The sequence below is a fragment of the Jeotgalibacillus sp. JSM ZJ347 genome, assembly GCF_044383825.1.
GTDB lineage: Bacteria > Bacillota > Bacilli > Bacillales > Jeotgalibacillaceae > Jeotgalibacillus.
This window is the reverse complement of sequence record NZ_JBISEN010000003.1, coordinates 77,408-97,751: the sequence shown is the minus strand read 5'-3', so window position 1 is coordinate 97,751 and position 20,344 is coordinate 77,408. Positions and strand designations below refer to the sequence as shown.

Here is a 20,344-nt window from a genome sequence, read left to right as displayed (position 1 = left end):
TGAGTTTGTCTAAATGCGTAACTTTGTGCTTAACCTATTCGTATTTAACAGAATGGAGGGATTATATGAATCCAAAAAAATTAATCTTTGCGGTATTTTTTATTATCAATCCGATTCTTTATTTTCTTATCTTCGCTTTCATCATGCCATATTTAACGGTGGTTCTATCCTGGAGTCAGGCGACACAGCTCTCTCAAACATTGCCATCTACTCAGTTACATTAGCAATTTGCTGGCTCATCAGCTCAGATAAATTGGAAGAGGCAATTGAGACTGATAGAAAAGCGAAAGAAGAGAGTCAGGTCTGACTTTGCAAGCAAATCATTATCATCAAATGTTCATCCACGTTAAAATATGGGTATTGTACATAGACATTTATTGGAGGGATTAGACGATGCAAAAGACAATTCACTTAGTTAACCGCCCGAAAGGTACACCGACACATGATGATTTCAAATTTGTAGAAACGCCGATCGGTTCACCTGAACAGGGCGAAGTACTGATCCGCACAGTCTACATTTCAGTTGACCCGTACCTTCGCGGCAGAATGAACGAAGGCAAATCATATATCGAACCATTTAAGTTAGATGAAGTACTCACGAGCGCTGTCATCGCCCAGGTTGAAGAATCCAAATCAGACCGTTTTTCAAAAGGCGATGTTGTCATCGGATCACTCGGCTGGCAGGAGTATTCTGTTGTAAAAGACAATGAAATCCGTAAAGTCGACCACAACCAGGCACCTGCTTCCGCTTATCTAAGCGTGCTTGGCATGACCGGTCTGACTGCTTACTTCGGTCTGATGGATATCGGTAAGCCTAAAGAAGGCGAAACCGTTGTTGTATCAGGCGCTGCCGGAGCGGTTGGTTCTGTCGTGGGACAAATCGCTAAGCTTAAAGGAGCACGTGTCGTTGGGATCGCAGGGTCTGATGAAAAGATCAGTTACCTGAAAGATGAACTTGGATTTGATGCTGCGATTAATTATAAGACTGAAAACGTCTATAAAGCATTGAAGGAAAACTGTCCTGATGGCATTGACGTATACTTTGAAAACGTTGGCGGTGAAATCGGCGATGCTGTACTGCCACTGCTGAACAACTTTGCCCGAATCCCTGTCTGCGGTGCAATCTCAGGCTACAATAAAGCTGATCGTGACATGGGGCCACGCGTTCAGGGCTATCTGATCAAGACAAGCTCACTCATGCAGGGCTTTACAGTCGGCAACTATTCTTCACGCTTCAAAGAAGGCGCAGAAGCACTTGCTGGATGGCTTGGTGAAGGAAAGCTGAAGTATGAGGAGACTGTAACTGAAGGCTTTGATCATACGATTGATGCGTTTCTTGATCTTTTTGAAGGAGCAAATCTGGGTAAAGCTGTGGTAAAAGTCAGTGAGATAAAATAAGTGGAAAGCTCCCTGTTGTTATTTTGACAGGGAGCTTTTGTATGACGTTTATTATGATAAAACGATCTTCTTGCACGCAGTGCGATACCGCCTTATAAGAATATCCAGCAAAATAAGTGCCGGGTACAAGATATCCTATTGATAACATGTTGTTTACGCTGTGAAATTACCATCATAGCTGAGCATGATTGCAGATTTGACACTTGCAAGTTCTGAAATCCGTGATATAAAGTCCATATCAGTATCTTTAACACGTACTTCATAGGTTACTTCATATTCACGCCCTTCTTGAACAGACTTCGATTTAATCAGGTGTTTACGTACACTTGCGGAAACCAGTTGCTCTAGTGAACGTTCAATTGAATGATCCTCGTATTTTACAATTAATAAATATGGGTTCTCAATTTTAATTTTATTAATGAAAACAATCAGCACAAGTCCGATTAAAAGCGAACCGAGAATTGCAAGCAATATAAACCCTGCTCCGCAAAGAATACCGGCTATAATTGTCCAAAAAAGATACACCAAATCCATCGGGTCTTTAATAGGTGTACGAAAGCGCACAATCGATAAGGCTCCTACCATACCGAGTGATAATAGCACGTTAGTTGAAATCCCCATGATGATCAAAGAGGTCGCCATCGCCATGACAATTAATGAGATATTAAAGCTATGAGAATAAATGACACCCGAGAAAGTTTTCTTATAAACCGTATAGATGAATAAACCGATGATAAAAGCGACAAAAAGACCGATAAGGGAATCAGTCAGCGAAAAACTGCTGGTATTTTCCAAAAAACTTGATTTAAAAATATCACTGAAATTTATATTTTCCATATTTATTACCTCCATTTATCCTTCTACTAATAGACCGGCATATTATCCATACATCCGGCTGATCTGATACTTTGAGTAAGCTCCCGCCCGCAAATCACTTACTTGAAGCAGCTGGCGGATGACACCAGGAAGAAACTCATCATATTTTACTTCAAGCAGGACAACATCTGGATTCGTATGAACCATTGTGATGTTTGGGTTTAGCACATCATTATTACGCAGGCTTGTTCGGATATTGCTGTCAAAGGTTACTCGGACATTACCGTACTTGTAGATGAACACTTCTCTTTCATAATCAACAACTGTTATTGGTTTTAATTGAAGCATTACCATTTGCCAGTATAGATCTCTCATTAGTGGCCTTTCATCATTCTCCATCCAATCGATCTCTCCAGATCGGATCTGCTCATATTCTTTTGCGTCAATGCGGCATTTTTGCTTATAAGTCAGGTTATTCCGTTTACTCTTTTTCTCGAGGTTGAGAAACGCTGTATTGCCATCATATAGACGTACACGGAACTTATCCCGCTCAAACATTCCTTCTTTTTTCTGGTTCATCACTTTGTTATCAAAGTTATCGAAATAGACGCTGCGTATCATATACGTACCATTTTCTTTTGCATGTGAATCAACGTCCATATAATGTTTCAATTTATTTCGCAGTAAATAACACTCCATTTGAGTCATTTCGTGTTTCAATTCTCTGCGCCCCTGGACGCCATTTAAGTTCATCGCTTTCATCTGTTCTCTCCTTTATCGCATGAAATATTACCTGTGAAGCGCTTGAAATCGATTATGCAGCACTTTCCTTAAACAAACCTTAAAACAAAAAAATCGCCCTGGGGCGATTTTTATGTCGGTAATTTCACTTGAAAGACAGTTCCCTCCGGCTTATTTTTAGACGCGGTGATCGTGCCTCCATGACTCTCAACAATCCATTGAGCAATAGACAAACCAAGACCGATTCCACCGGTTTCCCGTGATCTGGCTTTATCCTCCCTGTAAAAGCGATCAAAAATATATGGCAGGTTTTCTGCCTTGATTCCGGCTCCTTCATCGCTTACCTCAATCACTATGTAACGTTCATCGGCATAGCTGTTAATACCAATCCGTTCTCCAGGGGCTGTATATTTCAAAGCATTATCCAACAAAATCACCAGTAACTGATGAATCCGGTGTTGATCTGCTTCGAGTTCAGTATTTGTCTGCAGGTTAAGCTGGAAATCCTTACTTTGAGATTCTGCGATTTCCTTGTATGGCGCAACGGCTTCACGGATAAATGTATCCAATCTGATTGTTTCTTTTTGCAATTGAATTTCAGCAGAATCAGCTCGCGCAAGGGTTAAAAGATCAGTAGTCAACTTTGATAAACGTCTTGTTTCGGATAAGCTCGCAGCAATGTTTTCAAACTTATCCATAATTTTAGCCTGCGGTACGGTTAATAACATTTCCATCTTATTTTGAATGACGGTCAGCGGTGTGCGCAGTTCATGTGAGGCATTCTCAACAAATTCGGCCTGCTTATTCCAGGATTGAATAATCGGTTTGACCATTTTTTTTGATAATATATAACTTGCTGAAATAGACAGCACAACAAAAATCAGTGAGCAAATGATCAACAGCTGCCCAAAGTTATCAATAATCGTCTGTTCAGGATCAATATTCACTAAGAGCTGTGTATAAGCTATTCCCATGGAGGAATCGTGATTTTCAAATAAAAGAGAGCGGTAATGGTAAGTGTCGTCAAATACCATATTAATGATCGTGCCTTCATTTTCAGCTTCTAACGTGAAATCCTCAAAATAGTTTTCATACAGGAGTGTTCCGATTTGATCTTCATTTGCGATCTCCCCCCGATCGTTCCAGTGCAGAATAGTGACCCGTGGATTCGGGTTACCTCTTCTATTTTCTAATGTCTCATTTTGAGTACTATCTTCTAAAGGTGCCGGCCTTTTTTCAAGAAAAAAGTCTTCTTCCACCATTTGTTTGACCTGCCTTAGTTCTTCATCTGTTTGTGAAAAAAGTGTATGTTGCACCTGGTTAAAAATAATAATGCCAAACAACGTAAATATCATGATAAAAGCAAATAAATTCAAAAGCATAAAGCGAAATTGCTGCCTTTTAACAATGGCGTTCCTATTCATCGTCTGATGCCCCGTCTGACAACATATAGCCCAATCCGCGAAACGTCTTAATATAAGTATCGTAATGAAACTGCTTCAGGTTTTTACGCAGATTGCTGGCATAGACCTCGACAACTGTCGTAGAGGTATCTGATTCAAATCCCCAAATCCGGTCAAAAATCTGCTCTTTTGTCAAAATGATATTTTTATTGGTCAGCAGATATTCAAGCAGATCAAATTGTTTTCCGTTGAGTTTGAGCGTTTGATTGTCAATAGTGGCCGTCTTTGTTTTGATGTTCAGTTTCAACGCTTTAAAACTTAAGATGTTCTCTTTCAGTTCAACACCTGTCCGCCGGATGATTGCTTCCAGCCTGAGTAATAATTCTTCCCGGTGAAACGGCTTAACGAGATAATCATCCGCTCCGGATTTGAATCCTTCGATTTTGTCTGCGATTCCGTCTTTTGCCGTCAACAGTAGAACAGGCGTCGTATTGCCTGATGCACGCAAATTTTTCAAGACCTCATAACCATCCATTCCAGGCATCATAATATCTAAAATGATTCCATCGAATATGTTTTGCTCAGCCAGGTATAGTCCTTCTTCGCCATCAAAAGCTTGTGCAGGGTCAAATAATCCTTCTGTCGTTTCCTTAATTGTATCTGACAATTGCCGATCATCTTCTATAATCAATAGCTTCATTTGAAACCCTCTCTTCCGCCTCTGATAATAGGTTTGATTATAGAACGAAAAAAATAAATTGCAACCGCTCATTTCTTTTAAGGTTTTGTTAAGGTATATCTCCCACAATAGAGGCAATGAGAGAAAGACGTGCTTTTTCTCAATCTAAAAGGAGTGAAAATAATGAAAAATAAACGTATCTTCCAAACAGCTGTTGTTGCTTTATCCACCAGCCTGTTATTCGCCTGCAATCATGTAAAAACGGAAAGTGAAAATCTGGCTAGTGCTGCTGATCAGCAACAAATTCAGACCGACGTCACGGCTGCGGTTACTTATTCAAATGAAGATGATTATGAAGCAGTAGAAAATGCGGAAATAATAGAATTAAATGGATCTGATGCAGTGTTCGATTCTTCCGCCGCTGTTCTTTTTGAAGAAGGAACCCTGACAATTAAAGCGGGCGGAACCTATCTATTAACAGGAAACCTCGACGGCCAGATCGTAATTGATGCCGAGGATAAAAACACAGTACGTCTTGTACTTGATGATGTAAGCATCCGATCAGATGAAACGTCAGCCATTTTTATACAGGATGCTGAAAAGGCAATTATTTCACTTGAAGAAGGCAGTGAAAACCTGGTGGCCGATGCCGCCGACTATACAGTTCATGAGGACTCAGATGAACCAAACGCCGCTATTTACAGCAAGAGTGATCTGACTATCAACGGAAGCGGTCAGTTAGTCGTCGAAGGGAACTACAATAACGGGATCTCCAGTAAAGATTCCCTTAAAATCACAGGCGGCGAAATAGATATCACAGCAGTAGATGATGCTTTGATGGGACGGGATCTCGTGGCAGTAAAAGACGGGCTCATCAACATCGAGGCCGGAGATGACGGCATTAAAACAACCAATGATGAAGAAACCACAGCAGGAACCATTGTCCTTGAAGGTGGTACGTATTCAATACATTCAGGTGGTGACGGCATCCAGTCTGCAGCGACAGCCCTCATTACCGATGGCACCTACACGATCCAAGCAGGAAGCGGCAGTCCTGAATCAGTAAAGACAAATACACCTGGTCCAGGTCAAGGTTCAACTTCAACCGAAGACGAATCAGAGACAGGCAGTGCAAAAGGTCTTAAAGCAAATGCTACCCTTTCAATCGGCGGCGGCACCTTCATGATCGATTCACTTGACGATTCGATCCATAGTAATGAAGAGATCTTAATCAGCGGTGGCGATTTGACATTATCGACAGGTGAAGACGGTATCCATGCAGATCAGGCAATGCTCGTCAATGCCGGTTCAATCGATATTGCGAAAAGTTACGAAGGCTTAGAAGCTGCCCAACTAACAATTAACGGCGGAGACATCATAGTGAAGGCAACTGACGATGGCATTAATGTGAGTGATGGATCTTCGTCTGAAGTGAGTCATGCATTGGCAGAAAACAATCCAGATGATGAAACCGCCTCATCAGAACCATTGTTAACGATTACAGATGGCTTTGTAGCTATTGATGCTGGCGGTGATGGTTTAGACGCAAATGGATCGATCGATATGACCGGGGGAACCGTATTAGTGAACGGGCCAACTACTGATATGGAAGGTGCTATAGACTATGACAATACCTTTACCATGGACGGCGGTCTGCTGGTTGCAGCCGGAAGTGCAGGTATGGTACAAAGCATTGCTGAGAATTCAAGCCAAGCTTCTGTCGTAATGACTTTTCCGGAAATTCAAGAAGCCGGTACACTTGTCAATCTTGCAGACAGCACAGGTACAACAATTGTGAGCTTTGCTCCGGAAAAAATGTTTCAGGCGATTTTCATTGGATCCCCCGATTTGGAAATCGGATCGAGCTATACGCTTTCTACCGGTGGCTCTTCTACAGGTGAAGAAACAGAAGGACTATTTATAGGCGGTACCTATCAGGGTGGCACAGAGATACTGAGTTTCGTTCAGGAAGAAACAGCTACATGGCTGAACGAAAATGGCATAACTGAAGCTAGCCCGGAACATGCAGGAGGTCCTGCCGGTCAAGGTGGACGTCCGAAGCTGGAACCTGGCACTGTGCCTGGGAATGCCGGAGGCCCAGCTGGAACCAGTATGAGGGAGGAGCTTGACGAAGAGACAACCGAGCAGATAGATGCTATTCTGAGTCAACTGGCGGATGGTTCCCTCACGCAGGAAGAAGCAGAAGCAGCACTCGAGGAATTAGGTATCCGTACACCTATAAGACCACAAGAAAATAATACGCCAGAGTGATCGATGCAGCCGTATTTAATAAGCCCCGTGTAATGGAGTGTCAGCTTCGTTACACGGGGCTTTTCTTAAAAAATACTAACGCCATCAAGGCTTTCTCTTCGGCATCCAAACCCGATTCTGGTTTTTCGTTTCCGGAAATTTTTCTCCTGCCTCCAGCCTGATCTGTTGTGGATCATTCACCTGGCTGCCGGTTTCTCCAATCTCAACATAAGATCCATTATTCGGCGCTTTCTGACCTGGTTTAAATTGATGATTTTGCCCCATGTTCTTCACTCCTTTTCCCGGTTAGTATGACCTTGCGTTTTAAATTTATCTTTCAGTGACAACAGACCTGCTCCTGCCCGGACAATGCCAAGTGTAAAGGCATATTGCCAGGTGATATTAAACTTTTCAGGAAGGGTGACTTCCTGAAAATATGATGCCACGTCCCCTTTATACCACTCTTCATCAATATAAAGGTGCTGTTTATTATTCCACACCGACTGTAACGCCGGACTATACACACTTCTACCTCTGTCGTTCGAAAAAACCTGTGGCCAATAATCAGACCTGGACCCTGTATGCGGCTTGTTCCAAGCAAAACGCAGAATGCTTTTCAGTTGATACGGCGAGGCATACAGCATGCCATATAATTTCTTTCCAAACTCAATTCTTTGTTCAAGCGGTGCAAAATGACTGACATTCAGACCGATTACCTTCACCCGCTTCTCTATTTCATAAGGAAAAATCACGTGGTTCAAATGGAAGAACTCCTGATATTTGAACAAACGCGATTCATATACACGCGTGCGGTAATAAGCATTCGATATCAGACGCAGTTCGATGTAGTGCTGTTCGTTGATAATGAGCCCGGTCGTCAGGAGCTCTGAATTTTGCTGCTTCAGAAATGACTTCCACACAGGTTCCATAAAAGCTGATACGCCGAATTGAGAAAGCAGATGCATATAGCTCCTTTTATCTTCCTTACTTTTTTCATATAAAAGCAGCTGCGGGTAGGCATCATGAAAGATGAAGGCATTAGCTTTCTCCAGAAAATCAAAAAAATCTGTTCTCTCTCCTTCGTTGAAAAAAGTTTCAAGGAGACTACCCTTAAGATCAGTCATATTCCATCCGCCGTTTCTCGAGACCAGATGTGCCAGAAGTGCCCAGTGAACTTCTGGATGCTTACAGTAAAATTGAAAATAGGCTTTTGTTCGGGTCACATTATTGAGGTTCAGATTGACAACTTTTTTTTAATGTCTGAAACGATCGCTTCCTCTTTATGATTGAGAGGGTGAACCTTTTTTTCGTTAAAATACATTAGCACATAACCTTCTTTCACCGAAAAATAATTAGTGAAGCTGATTTAGCTTTTCTTTGCTTTGTGCCAAAGTGTCCTGCAATTCGAGAATCGATTGACTGCTTCCTCTCGCTTGAATAGCATTCGTGCAGCTACGCTCAGCCGTTTCAATCTTTTCAAATGCTTCCTTGATCCGCTCTTCTACTGGATTTGTTCGCGCCTGCCTCACTGCTTCTTCTGCATTCTCAACTGAATTGTGAAGCTGAATGATCACCTGGTCTTCTTTCCAGCTCATTTCTGAATGTGTCTCCATTATTAATCCCTCCACTGTTTTCTATTTATTACGATGGCTGTCAGGGATCATTTTTATGCGTGAGGCTGAAAAATTTGGATGAACATTTAATAAATAAAATCAGCAAGGCAGTCCATATTAGTAAGGTACCTTATTACACAAGGAGGTTTTTCTGTTGAGTCGTTCAAATCATCAAACGCCATCAAAAAACAAAAGATCTCTTCCTCAGACGCCAAAGGGAATGAAGTTAGACCACGATAGAAATAGAACTGAGGAGTTTGCTCAGGAACTGGGTCTTCATGGTGATACTGATTCCGGTTGCGGGTATGGGGTTAATAAGGACAAAAAGCATAGCGAAAGATAAACGAAAAAGCCAGGTTTGATCCTGGCTTTTTTGTTTTATAACTATGGATATTTTGACGTGATAAAAAATAATTCCTAGTAAATGAAACTGTTTTTATTCTTCTTGCACTTAAACTTCTATCTGGATAGTCAGCCCCTCTATCACTAACTCATTTGAACTTTCTTAAATCAAGTGCTGCACAATTTTCCCTTGACCATTCTCCACTTCCACCTCAGCATACGCCCCGTTTACAAACGTAACCTGAGGCGGCACGTGACCGCAGTCAATGTCATAGACGATCGGAATTTTAAGTTCCTCTGAAAGATCCTTGTATACATCCTCTATGGTATACCCATCAATCGTAAGATTCGCATCGCTTCTGCCAAATAGAATTCCTGAACAATGCTCAAACCATCCGGCAAGCTTCATATGCATAAGCGAGCGCCTAAGGTCAGTCGTTGACAATTCACAGTTTTCAAAGAACCAGAGAATTGGTTCATCAGGAATGTGCGTTTTACGAAAAATAGCGACATTTCCATAAGGCGTGCCGACTAAATGCCTGATGACATCTACACAGCCGCCGAGCAGACGTCCCTTCAATATCTCAGGATTTCCCGACACTGTTTTCCAATTGGTCGTTTCTGTTAGATCAAAAATATGCGGTGTCGGATTCTCAAAATCCCATTCTTTTTGATAAAGGACGGATGAATGTTGCTTAACAGACTCTCCTGCTTTTGTAAACAGTACGTTTTCCCACATCGCTGTTGTTGCATCCATGGATTCGCCTCTGAGATCAACCAGATTGGTCCCGTGAGCAGTCGCGATTCCTTTAGTCAGCGTGATCGCAAGGAGCAGGACGCTTGTATCTGAGTAGCCGAGTATCCATTTAGGAGGAATGAGATCAAAGTTAAGGTGCTCGAGTGTTTCCAACAGTAGCTCGCCACCCCATGGCGGGATGATGAGATCTACATTTTCGTTTTGGGTCAGCGCGTGAAAATCCTTTGCGCGGACATCTGCAGGTGCTGACTTTGCCTTATGCTGGATCCAAGCTGTTTCGCCGAATAGTAGCTGATAACCTCTCTTCTGCAGCTGGTTTTCTGCTTCTTTTAAAAGGTGGTGCAACGCTTCCGGCACGCCAGATGATAAAGCTGTGACGCCGATTGTTGCCGGTTTATGTAGTGTTGGATAATGAATCATATGAAAACCTCCATTAGTTTAAAAGCTTCGACATATAATACTCATCAACCATACTTCCGTTGATCTTCAGTGACTGCCTTTTCGTTCCTTCAATTTCAAACTCCTGTTTCTTATAAAGCGCCAGACCTGCTTCATTTGCCGTAACAACTGTTAGTTCAAGCCTTGTACAACCCGCTATCAGGATATCTGCATCAGGCGGTTACCTAATTTCAAGTTCATTAAGGTCACCCTTTTAAAAGGTTAAGCACGTAAAATCTTCTCCATCTTTTTCCCCTTCGCAAGCTCATCAATCATCTTATCCAGATAACGGATCTCCTGCATAACCGGCTCTTCTATATCCTCTACCCGCACCCCGCAAATAACGCCTTTGATCAATTTGCGTGATGCGTTTAACTCAGGTGCTTCTTCAAAGAAAGTTTCAAAATCAGTCTCTTTCCCTATCAATGCTTCTATCTCTTCCTGGCTGTAGCCTGTATGCCAGCGGATAATTTCATCCACCTCTGATTTTGTACGGCCTTTTCTTTCCGCTTTGTTAATGTAATGTGGATAGACACTTGCAAAGCTCATTGAGTAGATTTTGTGTTTGGTCATCTTTACTCATCCTTTCTGGTTTTTTGAGGGAATGAATGCAGGGTTCTTTTTATATATGTAAATATATTGTAGCAAAAAAGGCTTATCTTCTGGTTAATGTTTTATAGAGTTGAAGGGCTGATACAACTGTGGCACGGATTGCTACAAGTTCCCGGGTGGATCGCTACGTCCTCAGCAGGAATGGCTACAACTCCAGCTACTATTGCTACATTCGTACGCCGCCCTGCATGCACTTGGGTAACAGACTGTAATTTCACATGCAAAAAGCCGGTACCCTCGACCGGCTTTTGAATTTTAGACAAACGATACCTTCAGCTCTTTGACAGTTTTAAATAACGTGGGTAAGAAAAGAGTGCAATTCCGATAAAAACAGCCGCATATCCCAGCAGAATGATCAGTGATTCCCATATATCAAGGAGGTTGCCCCCATCCAGAATGACAGTCTGATAACCCTGAAGTGCCCAGTAGTGCGGTAAGAATGTTGCGATGTTCTGCATCACTTCCGGCATGAACTCAACCGGCATCCAGAGGCCCCCAAGCATGGCACCACCAAGTGCAATCACCTGTGTCAATGCAATCCCCATGTTTTCAGTCTTTGCAAGTACTGCCATCGCCATGCCACAGCCTGTGGAGACAAAAGCAAGCGCGATAGATATAACAATCAGCGCAAGTGCGTTACCAAGCGGCATCTCATAGACTGCTACTCCAAAACCGAACAGCACCGCAATCTGAATCAGCACAATCAATATGAACGGAATCCATTTCCCCATAAAGTACTGCAGCCTTGGAAGCGGTGTGCTGGCGATCCGTGCAGTCATGCCACTGTCACGGTCTTTGATAAAGACGATGACCATTGAAATCATGATATAAAATGAAAACATGACCGTATAGCCCGGTACAATCTGTACGACCAGCTGCTCCGGATCTGCACCTGTATTGCCGCCAAAAATCGTTATAAATCCCACAATAAAAACAATCGGCAAAATGAATGTCCAGAACCACAGACCCTTATCCTGAATCTTCTTTTTGAACTCAAGCATTGCAATAGCACTCATGTTACTTCCCCCTTATCCTTTATCTCTCAACTGCGTACCTGTTAACTCAAAAAAGATATCCTCAAGCCTGGTCTGGCTGAGCTCAAGCCGCGTGGGCTGAACCCCATGACTTTGCAGAGCATGCGCAACCTTCTCCAGTGTCGAGAGCGGATGTTGACTTGTGATCACATAACCTCTTTCACGTTCAACGATTTCCCCAAAAGGTGCAAGTACTTCCATGGAAACATATTCTCCTTCAATAAAAATTGAAGAATGGCGATGCTTTGCAAAAACCTCTTTCATTGTTCCGTGTTCAACAACTGTTCCCTGATCAATAAAGCCGATACTGTCACAAAGCTGTTCAACCTCTTCCATATAGTGACTTGAATAGACGATGGTTTTTCCTTCAGCTTTCAGCTCGTGAATCAATTTAAAGATTGCGTGACGGGATTGAGGATCTACTCCGACTGTTGGCTCATCCAGAATAATGATGTCAGGTTCATGCAACAGCGAACAGCCAATATTGAGCCGGCGTTTCATTCCCCCGGAAAATGTAGAGACAATGGATTTTTCACGCTTTTCCAGCCCAATTAATTGCAGTACATGTCTGATACGTTCATTCAGTTCCTTTCCTGACAAACCGTACAGTTTGCCAAACAGCAGCATATTATCCCGTGCAGTCAGTATCTCTTCAAGACAAATGTCCTGCGGCACGTAGCCAATTTTACGCTTAGTGTTACGCCGGTTCTCATTCGCGGGTCTGCCGTCTATCTGTATAGAGCCATTGAATTCTTCCAGTACACCTACTAAGATTTTCATCAGCGTTGATTTACCGGCACCATTTGGACCGACCAGACCGAAACAACTGCCTTTTTCAATGTGCAGCTCTACATGCTCTAATGCCTGAATAGCGCCATATGTTTTGCTGACTTCCTGTATATGAATCATGTTTGATCCCCTTTCTGTGATCCTACCGTCTTGTTTGAATCGAGTCGTTCATCTTTTTTTCAAGCCGCTTATAATATGAATGCCACCCGAACCAATTCAGAATATAAGTGACTGTAAAGACAGCAAAGCCAATCATAAGAGCACGTGCGTTGAACGGAAACCATCCTGTCAGTAATGTAAACACAGGGAACATTAACACAAGCGACAAGCTGTAGTGTATGATGGTCTGCTTCAGCATACTCCAGTGTTCAATACTAAAGATTAATGCAGCTACGCTAAAGTAAGCACCCGTAATCATGCTGCCTAACAGATTAAGCGTCATGGCAGTAGCACCGATCTGATCAGATCCTTCAAAAGCCACTAGTAACACTACCAGTGTAAAAACTGCTCCAACCCCAAAGCCGCCAAAAATGCGAAGAATGATATTACTCACCACGCTGTCCACCTCCATCCAGCAGCTGTTCTTTCAAACCATTCACATATTTCCTCGTCACATACTCCTTGCTGCCTGATTTAAAATAAACACAAAGATTGCCATTGAATGAAAGTTCGAATCGGTCAATCTGATCCAGGTTACCAATCACTGATTTTGAGAAGCGGATAAACCCATGGGCTGATAAGACTTCTTCCAGTTCATATAGCTTTAATTTCATTTCCAGAGCGCGACCTGCCGCCATTGCAAACACCTTCCGCTTTTCGGCAAACACATAATCGATCTCTGACGGCTGAAGTAAAATTGATCGATCTTCTTCAACTGCAACAATACGTTTCGGCTGAAAGCCGGATTTTGTATCATTTGAATCCGCCTCATGATGTCTCAACATTTTCACTACAGCCTCTACTTCATCTGTCCATTCCTTCACCTGTATGGTGATGACAGGCGTTTCCTCATATTGAGGGTCAATGTCAATTTTTATCTTCATTGTACCTCCCCTTCTTCTACCTCATTATGTAATTTATTTCTCAACCCATGTTTATTTCTGACATCACATGCCGGTTTCAGAACATAAGATGCCTGAATTAACACATGAGCTGCATATACTCTTTTAATATGATTCTCGACATTTGAAGCAGATTCCTTTATCAAGTGACTTCTATATCACTTGATGGTGTTAATAGAAAATACTGAACACTTTCAACAGCAGCAAAAAGCCAGTTAAGATGAGAGAAAGCCTTGAATAAAATTAGATATTAATGAAAATGTGTGAGAAAATTAAAACCAATGGTTTTTTCGATTAACCTACTTATGGAACATGCAAATTTTATAGTGCGCCTTTTCCAATATACGGTTTTGATACATTTTTTTGAGGGAATAGATACTAAAACAAGTCAGTACTTTACAACGTACTGGAAAGGAAACAATTATGCCGAGAGAAAAGGAACTGCATACATTTCTATGTAATAAAGCAGATATGCTGACTGAAGAATGGTATGATTCTTTAGATAAAAGCAAAGGCGGAGTATACGGATCGACTGATCCGGATGCAATTCAGAAAATCAAAGGTCAGAATAACGCTTTCCATAGGCGTTTTTGCAATATATTCCAAGCTGATAGTGAGGACTATATCGAAAGCTTTCAAGACTGGATTGAAAGTATTGCAATGGATGAAGCCCACCAGTCTACTGCACTTGAGGACATTATTCAGGAATTCTTCAGAACGCAGCAGCAATACCTGAATCTGATTGAAACGTTTGTCTTACAGACTTCAGAAGAGGTTACATATCAGGAAATGATGAAGTGGACTAAAAAAGTGGTGGAATCGATTAATCAAATCATTTTTGAATTCACCCTTCAACACTCTAAAGTTGCAGAAAGAAGACTCCATGCCCAGCAGGAAATGATTATCGAAATGAGTGCACCTGTTATCTCATTAACTAAGGATATCGGTTTTCTTCCACTAGTCGGTGAAATCACGACTCACCGCGCACAAGTGGTCTTTAGTCAGACTCTTACACAAAGCGCAAATCAGCAGCTTAAGAAACTATTTATTGATGTATCAGGTGTTCCGATTATTGATACAATGGTCGCGCAGCAGATCTTTCAATTAATCAGCGGGTTAAAGCTGATCGGAGTCCAGACAGCCATGTCAGGGATCAGCCCGCAGATTGCACAGACTGCTGTTCAGTTAGGTTTAAATTTCAAAGATATCGAAGTTTACAGTACGCTGGCTCAGGCAATGAAGGCAGAAAAATTCAATACCTAATCACAAGAATGCCTGGATGTCCAACGAGGATTTCCGGGCATTTTGATATTTAGAATGCCTAGTCTACCCGAAAATCCCACAAATTGTATGATATGTTGTTATTATTAAACTTTTTTGCTAAAAGGAGATGTCTTCATTTTTTTAAATTGCTCCTTTACTTTTTTTCTATCAAAAGTATAAGATGAGGTTAAACAATATTTGTAAAAATGTATAAGATCATACAGACTATATTATTGATAGTAAGGAGTGTTGCGGATGGCTGAAGTAAAGGAAAGCTCATTCATGCAGGAAGAGGATAAGAAACCTAGGATTAAGGTGGAGCGAAAACCGGGTGAACCGACGCCAGCTTTTAAAGGCGCCAGCTGGGCAGCACTCGCAATCGGACTGTCTGCTTATCTGATCGGTCTTTTCAATGCTTCTATGGAGCTGAATGAAAAAGGTTACTATTTTGCTGTTTTAGTATTTGGATTGTACGCAGCGGTTTCCTTGCAAAAAGCAGTCCGGGACAGAGAAGAGGATATCCCGGTTTCAGGTATTTACTACGGCCTCAGCTGGCTCGCTGTTATTATCGCGATTCTGCTGATGGCGATCGGTCTTTACAACGCCGGCAGTATCATTCTGAGCGAAAAAGGCTTTTATGGGATGGCATTCGTACTCAGTCTGTTTGCTGCGATTACAATTCAGAAAAATATCCGTGATACGCAGCAGGCGAAGTACCGAGCTTAATTGATTAAAACTCCTGAAATCAGGAGTTTTTTTACATCAAATTTCGGCTGACGAATCCACTTATTCATAAAAAGTCATATGTGGCTTCTCTGTAATACTTCATACGTTCCTCAAGCGTCCCGGAATGAAATTCAAACTTATGTCCATCCGGATCTGTAAAATAAATCGATTCCTTATCCTGTTTAGCTCTTTTACGTCCTGATAAGATTTTCACTCCCAGGCTCACTAGCTTGCTATACACCATATCAATCTCATTTTCATCTATCGAAAAAGCAATATGGGTATAGGACTGCATGATCTCATCACGCGGAATATCCTTCTCTTCATTTAACGCCAGCCAAATCCCATTCAGATCAAAATAAGCTGTGCTTCTGCCCTCCACTAAAAGCTTTGCGTCAAAAACGTTCTGATAGAATTCAATTGATTTGTTAAGATCTGAAACTGAAAATAACAAGTGGTTGATCCCTTGGATGGTCATCTTCTCACTCCAAAGTCATTTACTCCATTCTTCTTTGTATTCAACATAAGCTTCAGTTCAATGATATGACTGTACTTCTAATATCATTTTGGACATAGTTTATTCCAGTCATTCTCACACACGATACAGATCGAGTGAATTGGATACTTCATTAAGATCATTAATCAAATATTTTATAATACAAAACGGTAGGATCTAAATTTCCATCCGCAGACATCGCATATGAGGGTATCTCTCCTGCAAAGTTATAGCCCATAGACAAATAAAGATGATTGGAACGATCACCTTTTCTAGTATCAAGCACAATCAGTGTCCGGTTACGAGCAATGGCTGCTTTCTCAGCTTTTTTCATTAAAAGTCTGCCGATTCCTCTCCCCTGATGATCAGGATGCACCATCAGTTTTGCAATCTCGGCTCTATGAAGTCCATTCGGCTTTGTGGACAGCACCAACTGAACCGTCCCAAGCACTTCCCCGTTTACTTCCGCTGCAAGCAGAACGGTATTTGTATCGGTCACCTGATTCCAATACTGTCTTGCTAGTGTGTCATCAAATGGCGGTATAAAACCGATTGATGCACCTTGGTTGACAACTTTAATAAGAATACCTGAGAGTTGATCTATACATGTGTTTATTTCAGTTAATTCTTTAATAATCATGTTATTCTTCAATCAAATCACTCCATCTTTGCAGATAAGACTTGTATTACTCATAAGCTTCTCCAGTTGCAATGCCTTCATTTAGCGTCAGATCCTGACTTTGTGTGACCCCATACTTTTTATATGTGATCCTCAGCTCTCAGATATCGTTCTCAGCTAAATCACTTGCATCGTCCACACGAATAACCAGATGAAAAGCGTCCTTCGGCTGAAATTCATTCACAGCTCGAAGTTCCTCAGTAAGTCCTCCTTTTTCAACCGATTCCCCGTCCATCACACCAATTATATTTGTGGTTGCAATAAAGGATTCAGCCAGATGAGTATCAGCGATTGTTCCATCTCTTCTGATCATTTCAATGCGCTCCAGCGTCGGGGTACCCGTGCCCTCCCACTTTATGCCGTAGCTGAGGTAGATAGGGTTAGCGTCATCCAGTAATTCCTGGCTTGCAGATGAATCACTCTCCAGCGTGAATTCTCCACTGTGACTGAGATAGTCAAATCCAATCCACATGCCGATAAACAGCATTAGCGTGACAGCTGTTAAAACGAAAGATTTTTTCAATATCTCACTCCCGCTCTACAATAGGCCGCGTCATACACTCAATCTTCCGGAACTTAAATTTCCTGTAAAAATCCTGCGCATCTGATGTAGCCAAGGCAATGGCAGTATATTTAATATCCGGGTGCTCAAGTACACAGTCCATCAGCCACTCGCCTAACCCTTTTCCTCTATAATCAGCATCAATCACCACATCCATGATCCATGAAAACACAACGCGGTCTGTCACGACTCTTGCAAAGCCGATTTGTTTCCCTTCTTCATACATGCCAAAAGAAATCGAGTGCTTAATACTTTGTTCAATCACTTTTCTGGTTCTATTTGAAGCCCAGTATGTATTGACCAGCATTTGATAAATACTCTCCACGTCCAGCAGCTCAACATCATCACTCACAATGTAATGCTTTTTTGACCATTCCAAAACGATTCCCTCCTATATGATTGTTAACCTGTATTCCCTTACCCTTTTACACAGAAAATAAATACATCCTGAGGATTCCAGACGTGCAGGACATCTGCTGTGTAACCTCTCAGCCACAGCTCCCCGTCCATTCGTCTTAAGTAAAAGCCTTTCGGAAAATCATCGTTTTTATATAATGGTGCTGATGCAATCGTGACTGCACCTGATGGCGCCTGGTTTTGTACATGAGATGTATGCTCAGCCTGATCTGTGTAAGCCAGCCTCAAAAATGGCCCCAGCTCCATTGAACAAAGTCTCAATCCAATTTCATTCGCTCTCTTGTACAGTTCAGCTGTATTTGCACCCTTATGGAAGCCAAGTGAATGCACGGTTACTTCTACAGTTTCTATACAATATTTAGTTTCAGAGATCAAAAACTTTTCATCATGCAGCAGCTTGTCTCCAAATTCATTTAAACGGATAGCGGATGCATTAAGCTGTTGAATCAACTCCTGCTTTGTCATGCCTCCAACTTCTACAGTACGCTTCACAAATGAAAAGTCCGTATTTGTACGAACCCGGTTTTCGGTCATGTGCATCCCCATGTAAAGTGAAACCGCTTATCTCCACATAATACCATGACTTTCTACATTTCAAGAGTCAGAAATTATTTATTTTTCTGTAAATTAGCGAGATGCAAATATGGTAAAGTCTAGTTATTACCTATTGATCAGGAGGTTGAGCATGGGTAGACTTTTTTCCACTTTGTCATTGATCTTTATTATATTGGGTACAATTAACATTATCTCTTTAGCCAACAGAGGCAACATGATTGAAAGGCTGACGTTCAGCACAACCGGCGCCGCTTTTATCATGATGATTAACCTTTATGGTGTACTTGCATTTATAAGTGCGATTTTTGGAAAAAAATAGTTACAGGATTTTATTAATCGCGGGAAGTGTTATTCTGATTGCGGTTAACCTGACGCTGACATCGGTAGCTGTGTATGAGTTTCAGCAGCCTTGATGAACGAAGCGTCCTGGGCAGCAGGTTTAGTACCGTAGTCTTACATATACGCTGAAGTGATTATGTTAAAATATGTAGGCAGCCAATATTGTACGGGTGGATGGTTGTCATCTTTTCCTTTTCCTTTTTTGGGAAAGGGGGTGATAACTATAGACATTTTTCTGGAGTTTACAAGAGAAGTACTGAAAGGTATTACGCGCGCAGTGAGTGCGTATCTCTTTCATAAGGCTTTTCTGGACGAAAAGAAAACCACCCTGCGCCGTCGGAAGCAAAAGGGTGGTTCTCACAAATAACATTTGATTGACAACCACCACCCTGACGGTAGAGGCTGCAAGGGAGAAGAGTTCGCCGCTCTTCTCTTTTTATTATAATCAGTTTAACGTAAAATCATGCGAAATTCAATTCAGTACGCTACTCAGCAGGAGCATAGCTACACATCATTTTTATTCAATGATCTGTGGCTATGCTTTTTATTATTTCCAAAAAACCGTTGCAATTATATATCAACCATAATATAGTGTGTATATAGATATACACACTTATACACTAAAAAAAGGAAGTGATTAATTGATGAATACGTTACGTCAGGCGTTATGGCTGGCCGGAATTGAGTTTAATGTTTCTAAAAAACATTATCTTACTATCCTGCTAATGGCTGGTATTTATACATTTTTCTTTTATCTGTCGATGCCATCTTATCTCGAAGAACATATTTATATATTTGATGTACTTTTGATTATTTATATTGGCACGATCTCTTTTGCAATCAAACCGAAAAATTTTCAGTATCAAAAAATGAATGACAATTTATACGGCTCTCCATATTTCGTTATGCTGAATCAGCTGCCAATCAAACGGACTGTCCTTATTATGAGCCGCTTTATCCTGCCCTACACTTCTATCACGATCGGAATCGTTCTGGCACTGACGGGAACTTACCTGTTCTCATCTGAGCTTCAGAACGCTGTTAACCCGCTTCAGTTGGTGGCAATGATTGTGATGTGGATCTGTATCAGCTTTTGTATAGGCGGACTCTTCCCTGCGAGCGATCCCGGGGATAAGATCAAGCGCTTCACTTTCTTCTGGTCATATGCCAGCATCGTCCTATTTTTCGCTGGTCTGTACCTGATCTTTCAGGTATGGCTGGATACAGGGTTTTTTAAATGGACGATCTACCTGGCAAATGAATTCACTTTCCTATCAATCGTCATTTCTATTCTGATCGCATGTCTCGTCACACTTTACTGGTTCCGTCATGCGAACAGACAAATCACAAAAATTGATTACTTACAATAAAGGA

General features: G+C 41.6%; 26 protein-coding genes and 1 pseudogene. 8 read left to right on the top strand and 19 right to left on the bottom strand.

Going from position 1 to position 20,344, the window contains the following annotated elements:
- Positions 1 to 13 precede the first annotated feature (13 nt).
- Both ACH6CZ_RS11395 and ACH6CZ_RS11390 read left to right on the top strand, forming a co-directional pair.
- Positions 14 to 307, top strand: a complete 294-nt coding sequence (locus ACH6CZ_RS11395) for a hypothetical protein (RefSeq protein WP_374097576.1) — start codon at positions 14 to 16, stop codon at positions 305 to 307.
- Positions 308 to 393: 86 nt separating this feature from the next.
- On the top strand, positions 394 to 1,398 hold the full coding sequence (locus tag ACH6CZ_RS11390; RefSeq protein ID WP_374097575.1) for an NADP-dependent oxidoreductase: 1,005 nt from the start codon (positions 394 to 396) through the stop codon (positions 1,396 to 1,398).
- Positions 1,399 to 1,551: 153 nt separating this feature from the next.
- On the opposite strand, the gene ACH6CZ_RS11385 is transcribed toward ACH6CZ_RS11390, so the two are convergent.
- From ACH6CZ_RS11385 to ACH6CZ_RS11370, 4 genes are all read right to left on the bottom strand, one after another.
- Positions 1,552 to 2,235: a DUF4956 domain-containing protein gene (locus tag ACH6CZ_RS11385; RefSeq protein ID WP_374097574.1), complete on the bottom strand. Its 684-nt coding sequence runs from the start codon at positions 2,233 to 2,235 to the stop codon at positions 1,552 to 1,554.
- A gap of 42 nt (positions 2,236 to 2,277) precedes the next feature.
- The gene (locus ACH6CZ_RS11380) at positions 2,278 to 2,976 is read right to left on the bottom strand and encodes a polyphosphate polymerase domain-containing protein (RefSeq protein ID WP_374097572.1); all 699 of its coding nucleotides are present in this window, start codon (positions 2,974 to 2,976) and stop codon (positions 2,278 to 2,280) included.
- 110 nt (positions 2,977 to 3,086) lie between these two features.
- On the bottom strand, positions 3,087 to 4,379 hold the full coding sequence (locus ACH6CZ_RS11375; RefSeq protein WP_374097571.1) for a sensor histidine kinase: 1,293 nt from the start codon (positions 4,377 to 4,379) through the stop codon (positions 3,087 to 3,089).
- Positions 4,372 to 5,058 carry a response regulator transcription factor gene (locus tag ACH6CZ_RS11370; RefSeq protein ID WP_374097570.1) on the bottom strand — a complete coding sequence of 229 codons (687 nt, stop codon included), beginning with the start codon at positions 5,056 to 5,058 and terminating at the stop codon, positions 4,372 to 4,374. Before ACH6CZ_RS11370 ends, ACH6CZ_RS11375 begins: the two co-directional genes overlap by 8 nt.
- A gap of 162 nt (positions 5,059 to 5,220) precedes the next feature.
- On the opposite strand from ACH6CZ_RS11370, the gene ACH6CZ_RS11365 reads away from it, so the two are divergent.
- Positions 5,221 to 7,308, top strand: coding sequence for a carbohydrate-binding domain-containing protein (locus tag ACH6CZ_RS11365; RefSeq protein WP_374097569.1), 2,088 nt, complete (start codon positions 5,221 to 5,223; stop codon positions 7,306 to 7,308).
- An 84-nt stretch (positions 7,309 to 7,392) separates the two neighbouring features.
- Here ACH6CZ_RS11365 and ACH6CZ_RS11360 read toward each other — a convergent pair whose 3' ends face one another.
- The 3 genes from ACH6CZ_RS11360 to ACH6CZ_RS11350 form a co-directional block, all read right to left on the bottom strand.
- The gene (locus ACH6CZ_RS11360) at positions 7,393 to 7,572 is read right to left on the bottom strand and encodes a YjzC family protein (RefSeq protein WP_374097568.1); all 180 of its coding nucleotides are present in this window, start codon (positions 7,570 to 7,572) and stop codon (positions 7,393 to 7,395) included.
- A 5-nt stretch (positions 7,573 to 7,577) separates the two neighbouring features.
- Positions 7,578 to 8,525: a DUF2515 family protein gene (locus ACH6CZ_RS11355; RefSeq protein WP_374097801.1), complete on the bottom strand. Its 948-nt coding sequence runs from the start codon at positions 8,523 to 8,525 to the stop codon at positions 7,578 to 7,580.
- A 114-nt stretch (positions 8,526 to 8,639) separates the two neighbouring features.
- Positions 8,640 to 8,900 (bottom strand): hypothetical protein, encoded by a 261-nt coding sequence (locus ACH6CZ_RS11350; RefSeq protein WP_374097567.1) that lies wholly within the window; start codon positions 8,898 to 8,900, stop codon positions 8,640 to 8,642.
- A 154-nt stretch (positions 8,901 to 9,054) separates the two neighbouring features.
- Between ACH6CZ_RS11350 and ACH6CZ_RS11345 the strand changes: the two genes are divergently transcribed.
- A complete protein-coding gene (locus ACH6CZ_RS11345) occupies positions 9,055 to 9,243 on the top strand; it encodes a YfhD family protein (protein ID WP_374097565.1) in 189 nt (62 codons plus the stop codon).
- A gap of 162 nt (positions 9,244 to 9,405) precedes the next feature.
- Here ACH6CZ_RS11345 and ACH6CZ_RS11340 read toward each other — a convergent pair whose 3' ends face one another.
- The 7 genes and pseudogenes from ACH6CZ_RS11340 to ACH6CZ_RS11310 form a co-directional block, all read right to left on the bottom strand.
- Positions 9,406 to 10,419, bottom strand: a complete 1,014-nt coding sequence (locus ACH6CZ_RS11340; RefSeq protein WP_374097564.1) for a S66 family peptidase — start codon at positions 10,417 to 10,419, stop codon at positions 9,406 to 9,408.
- A 13-nt stretch (positions 10,420 to 10,432) separates the two neighbouring features.
- Positions 10,433 to 10,582: pseudogene (locus ACH6CZ_RS11335) on the bottom strand (GNAT family N-acetyltransferase); the annotation flags it as partial.
- A 77-nt stretch (positions 10,583 to 10,659) separates the two neighbouring features.
- On the bottom strand, positions 10,660 to 11,010 hold the full coding sequence (locus ACH6CZ_RS11330) for a DUF2200 domain-containing protein (RefSeq protein ID WP_374097562.1): 351 nt from the start codon (positions 11,008 to 11,010) through the stop codon (positions 10,660 to 10,662).
- Positions 11,011 to 11,321: 311 nt separating this feature from the next.
- Positions 11,322 to 12,065 (bottom strand): ABC transporter permease, encoded by a 744-nt coding sequence (locus ACH6CZ_RS11325; RefSeq protein WP_374097561.1) that lies wholly within the window; start codon positions 12,063 to 12,065, stop codon positions 11,322 to 11,324.
- Between the two features lie 12 nt (positions 12,066 to 12,077).
- Positions 12,078 to 12,992: an ABC transporter ATP-binding protein gene (locus tag ACH6CZ_RS11320; RefSeq protein WP_374097560.1), complete on the bottom strand. Its 915-nt coding sequence runs from the start codon at positions 12,990 to 12,992 to the stop codon at positions 12,078 to 12,080.
- A gap of 22 nt (positions 12,993 to 13,014) precedes the next feature.
- On the bottom strand, positions 13,015 to 13,425 hold the full coding sequence (locus ACH6CZ_RS11315) for a DUF3021 domain-containing protein (protein ID WP_374097558.1): 411 nt from the start codon (positions 13,423 to 13,425) through the stop codon (positions 13,015 to 13,017).
- Positions 13,418 to 13,915 carry a LytTR family DNA-binding domain-containing protein gene (locus ACH6CZ_RS11310; RefSeq protein ID WP_374097557.1) on the bottom strand — a complete coding sequence of 166 codons (498 nt, stop codon included), beginning with the start codon at positions 13,913 to 13,915 and terminating at the stop codon, positions 13,418 to 13,420. The genes ACH6CZ_RS11315 and ACH6CZ_RS11310 overlap by 8 nt, the downstream gene beginning before the upstream one ends.
- Positions 13,916 to 14,356: 441 nt before the next feature.
- Here ACH6CZ_RS11310 and ACH6CZ_RS11305 point away from each other — a divergent pair, with 441 nt between their 5' ends.
- Together ACH6CZ_RS11305 and yiaA are read left to right on the top strand one after the other, a co-directional pair.
- Positions 14,357 to 15,196, top strand: coding sequence for an STAS domain-containing protein (locus ACH6CZ_RS11305; RefSeq protein ID WP_374097556.1), 840 nt, complete (start codon positions 14,357 to 14,359; stop codon positions 15,194 to 15,196).
- Between the two features lie 255 nt (positions 15,197 to 15,451).
- Positions 15,452 to 15,922, top strand: coding sequence for an inner membrane protein YiaA (gene yiaA / locus ACH6CZ_RS11300; protein ID WP_374097555.1), 471 nt, complete (start codon positions 15,452 to 15,454; stop codon positions 15,920 to 15,922).
- Between the two features lie 64 nt (positions 15,923 to 15,986).
- On the opposite strand, the gene fosB is transcribed toward yiaA, so the two are convergent.
- From fosB to ACH6CZ_RS11275, 5 genes are all read right to left on the bottom strand, one after another.
- Positions 15,987 to 16,400 carry a metallothiol transferase FosB gene (gene fosB, locus ACH6CZ_RS11295; RefSeq protein ID WP_374097554.1) on the bottom strand — a complete coding sequence of 138 codons (414 nt, stop codon included), beginning with the start codon at positions 16,398 to 16,400 and terminating at the stop codon, positions 15,987 to 15,989.
- A 160-nt stretch (positions 16,401 to 16,560) separates the two neighbouring features.
- Complete coding sequence (locus ACH6CZ_RS11290; RefSeq protein ID WP_374097800.1) at positions 16,561 to 17,058, bottom strand: GNAT family N-acetyltransferase; 498 nt, start codon at positions 17,056 to 17,058, stop codon at positions 16,561 to 16,563.
- Positions 17,059 to 17,197: 139 nt separating this feature from the next.
- Positions 17,198 to 17,620, bottom strand: a complete 423-nt coding sequence (locus ACH6CZ_RS11285; protein WP_374097553.1) for a hypothetical protein — start codon at positions 17,618 to 17,620, stop codon at positions 17,198 to 17,200.
- Positions 17,621 to 17,624: 4 nt separating this feature from the next.
- Positions 17,625 to 18,038 (bottom strand): GNAT family N-acetyltransferase, encoded by a 414-nt coding sequence (locus ACH6CZ_RS11280; protein WP_374097552.1) that lies wholly within the window; start codon positions 18,036 to 18,038, stop codon positions 17,625 to 17,627.
- Between the two features lie 38 nt (positions 18,039 to 18,076).
- Positions 18,077 to 18,610, bottom strand: coding sequence for a helicase (locus tag ACH6CZ_RS11275; RefSeq protein ID WP_374097551.1), 534 nt, complete (start codon positions 18,608 to 18,610; stop codon positions 18,077 to 18,079).
- A gap of 151 nt (positions 18,611 to 18,761) precedes the next feature.
- Here ACH6CZ_RS11275 and ACH6CZ_RS11270 point away from each other — a divergent pair, with 151 nt between their 5' ends.
- The gene (locus ACH6CZ_RS11270) at positions 18,762 to 18,950 is read left to right on the top strand and encodes a hypothetical protein (protein WP_374097550.1); all 189 of its coding nucleotides are present in this window, start codon (positions 18,762 to 18,764) and stop codon (positions 18,948 to 18,950) included.
- 664 nt (positions 18,951 to 19,614) lie between these two features.
- Positions 19,615 to 20,340 (top strand): hypothetical protein, encoded by a 726-nt coding sequence (locus tag ACH6CZ_RS11265; RefSeq protein ID WP_374097549.1) that lies wholly within the window; start codon positions 19,615 to 19,617, stop codon positions 20,338 to 20,340.
- The last annotated feature ends 4 nt before the right edge of the window (positions 20,341 to 20,344 follow it).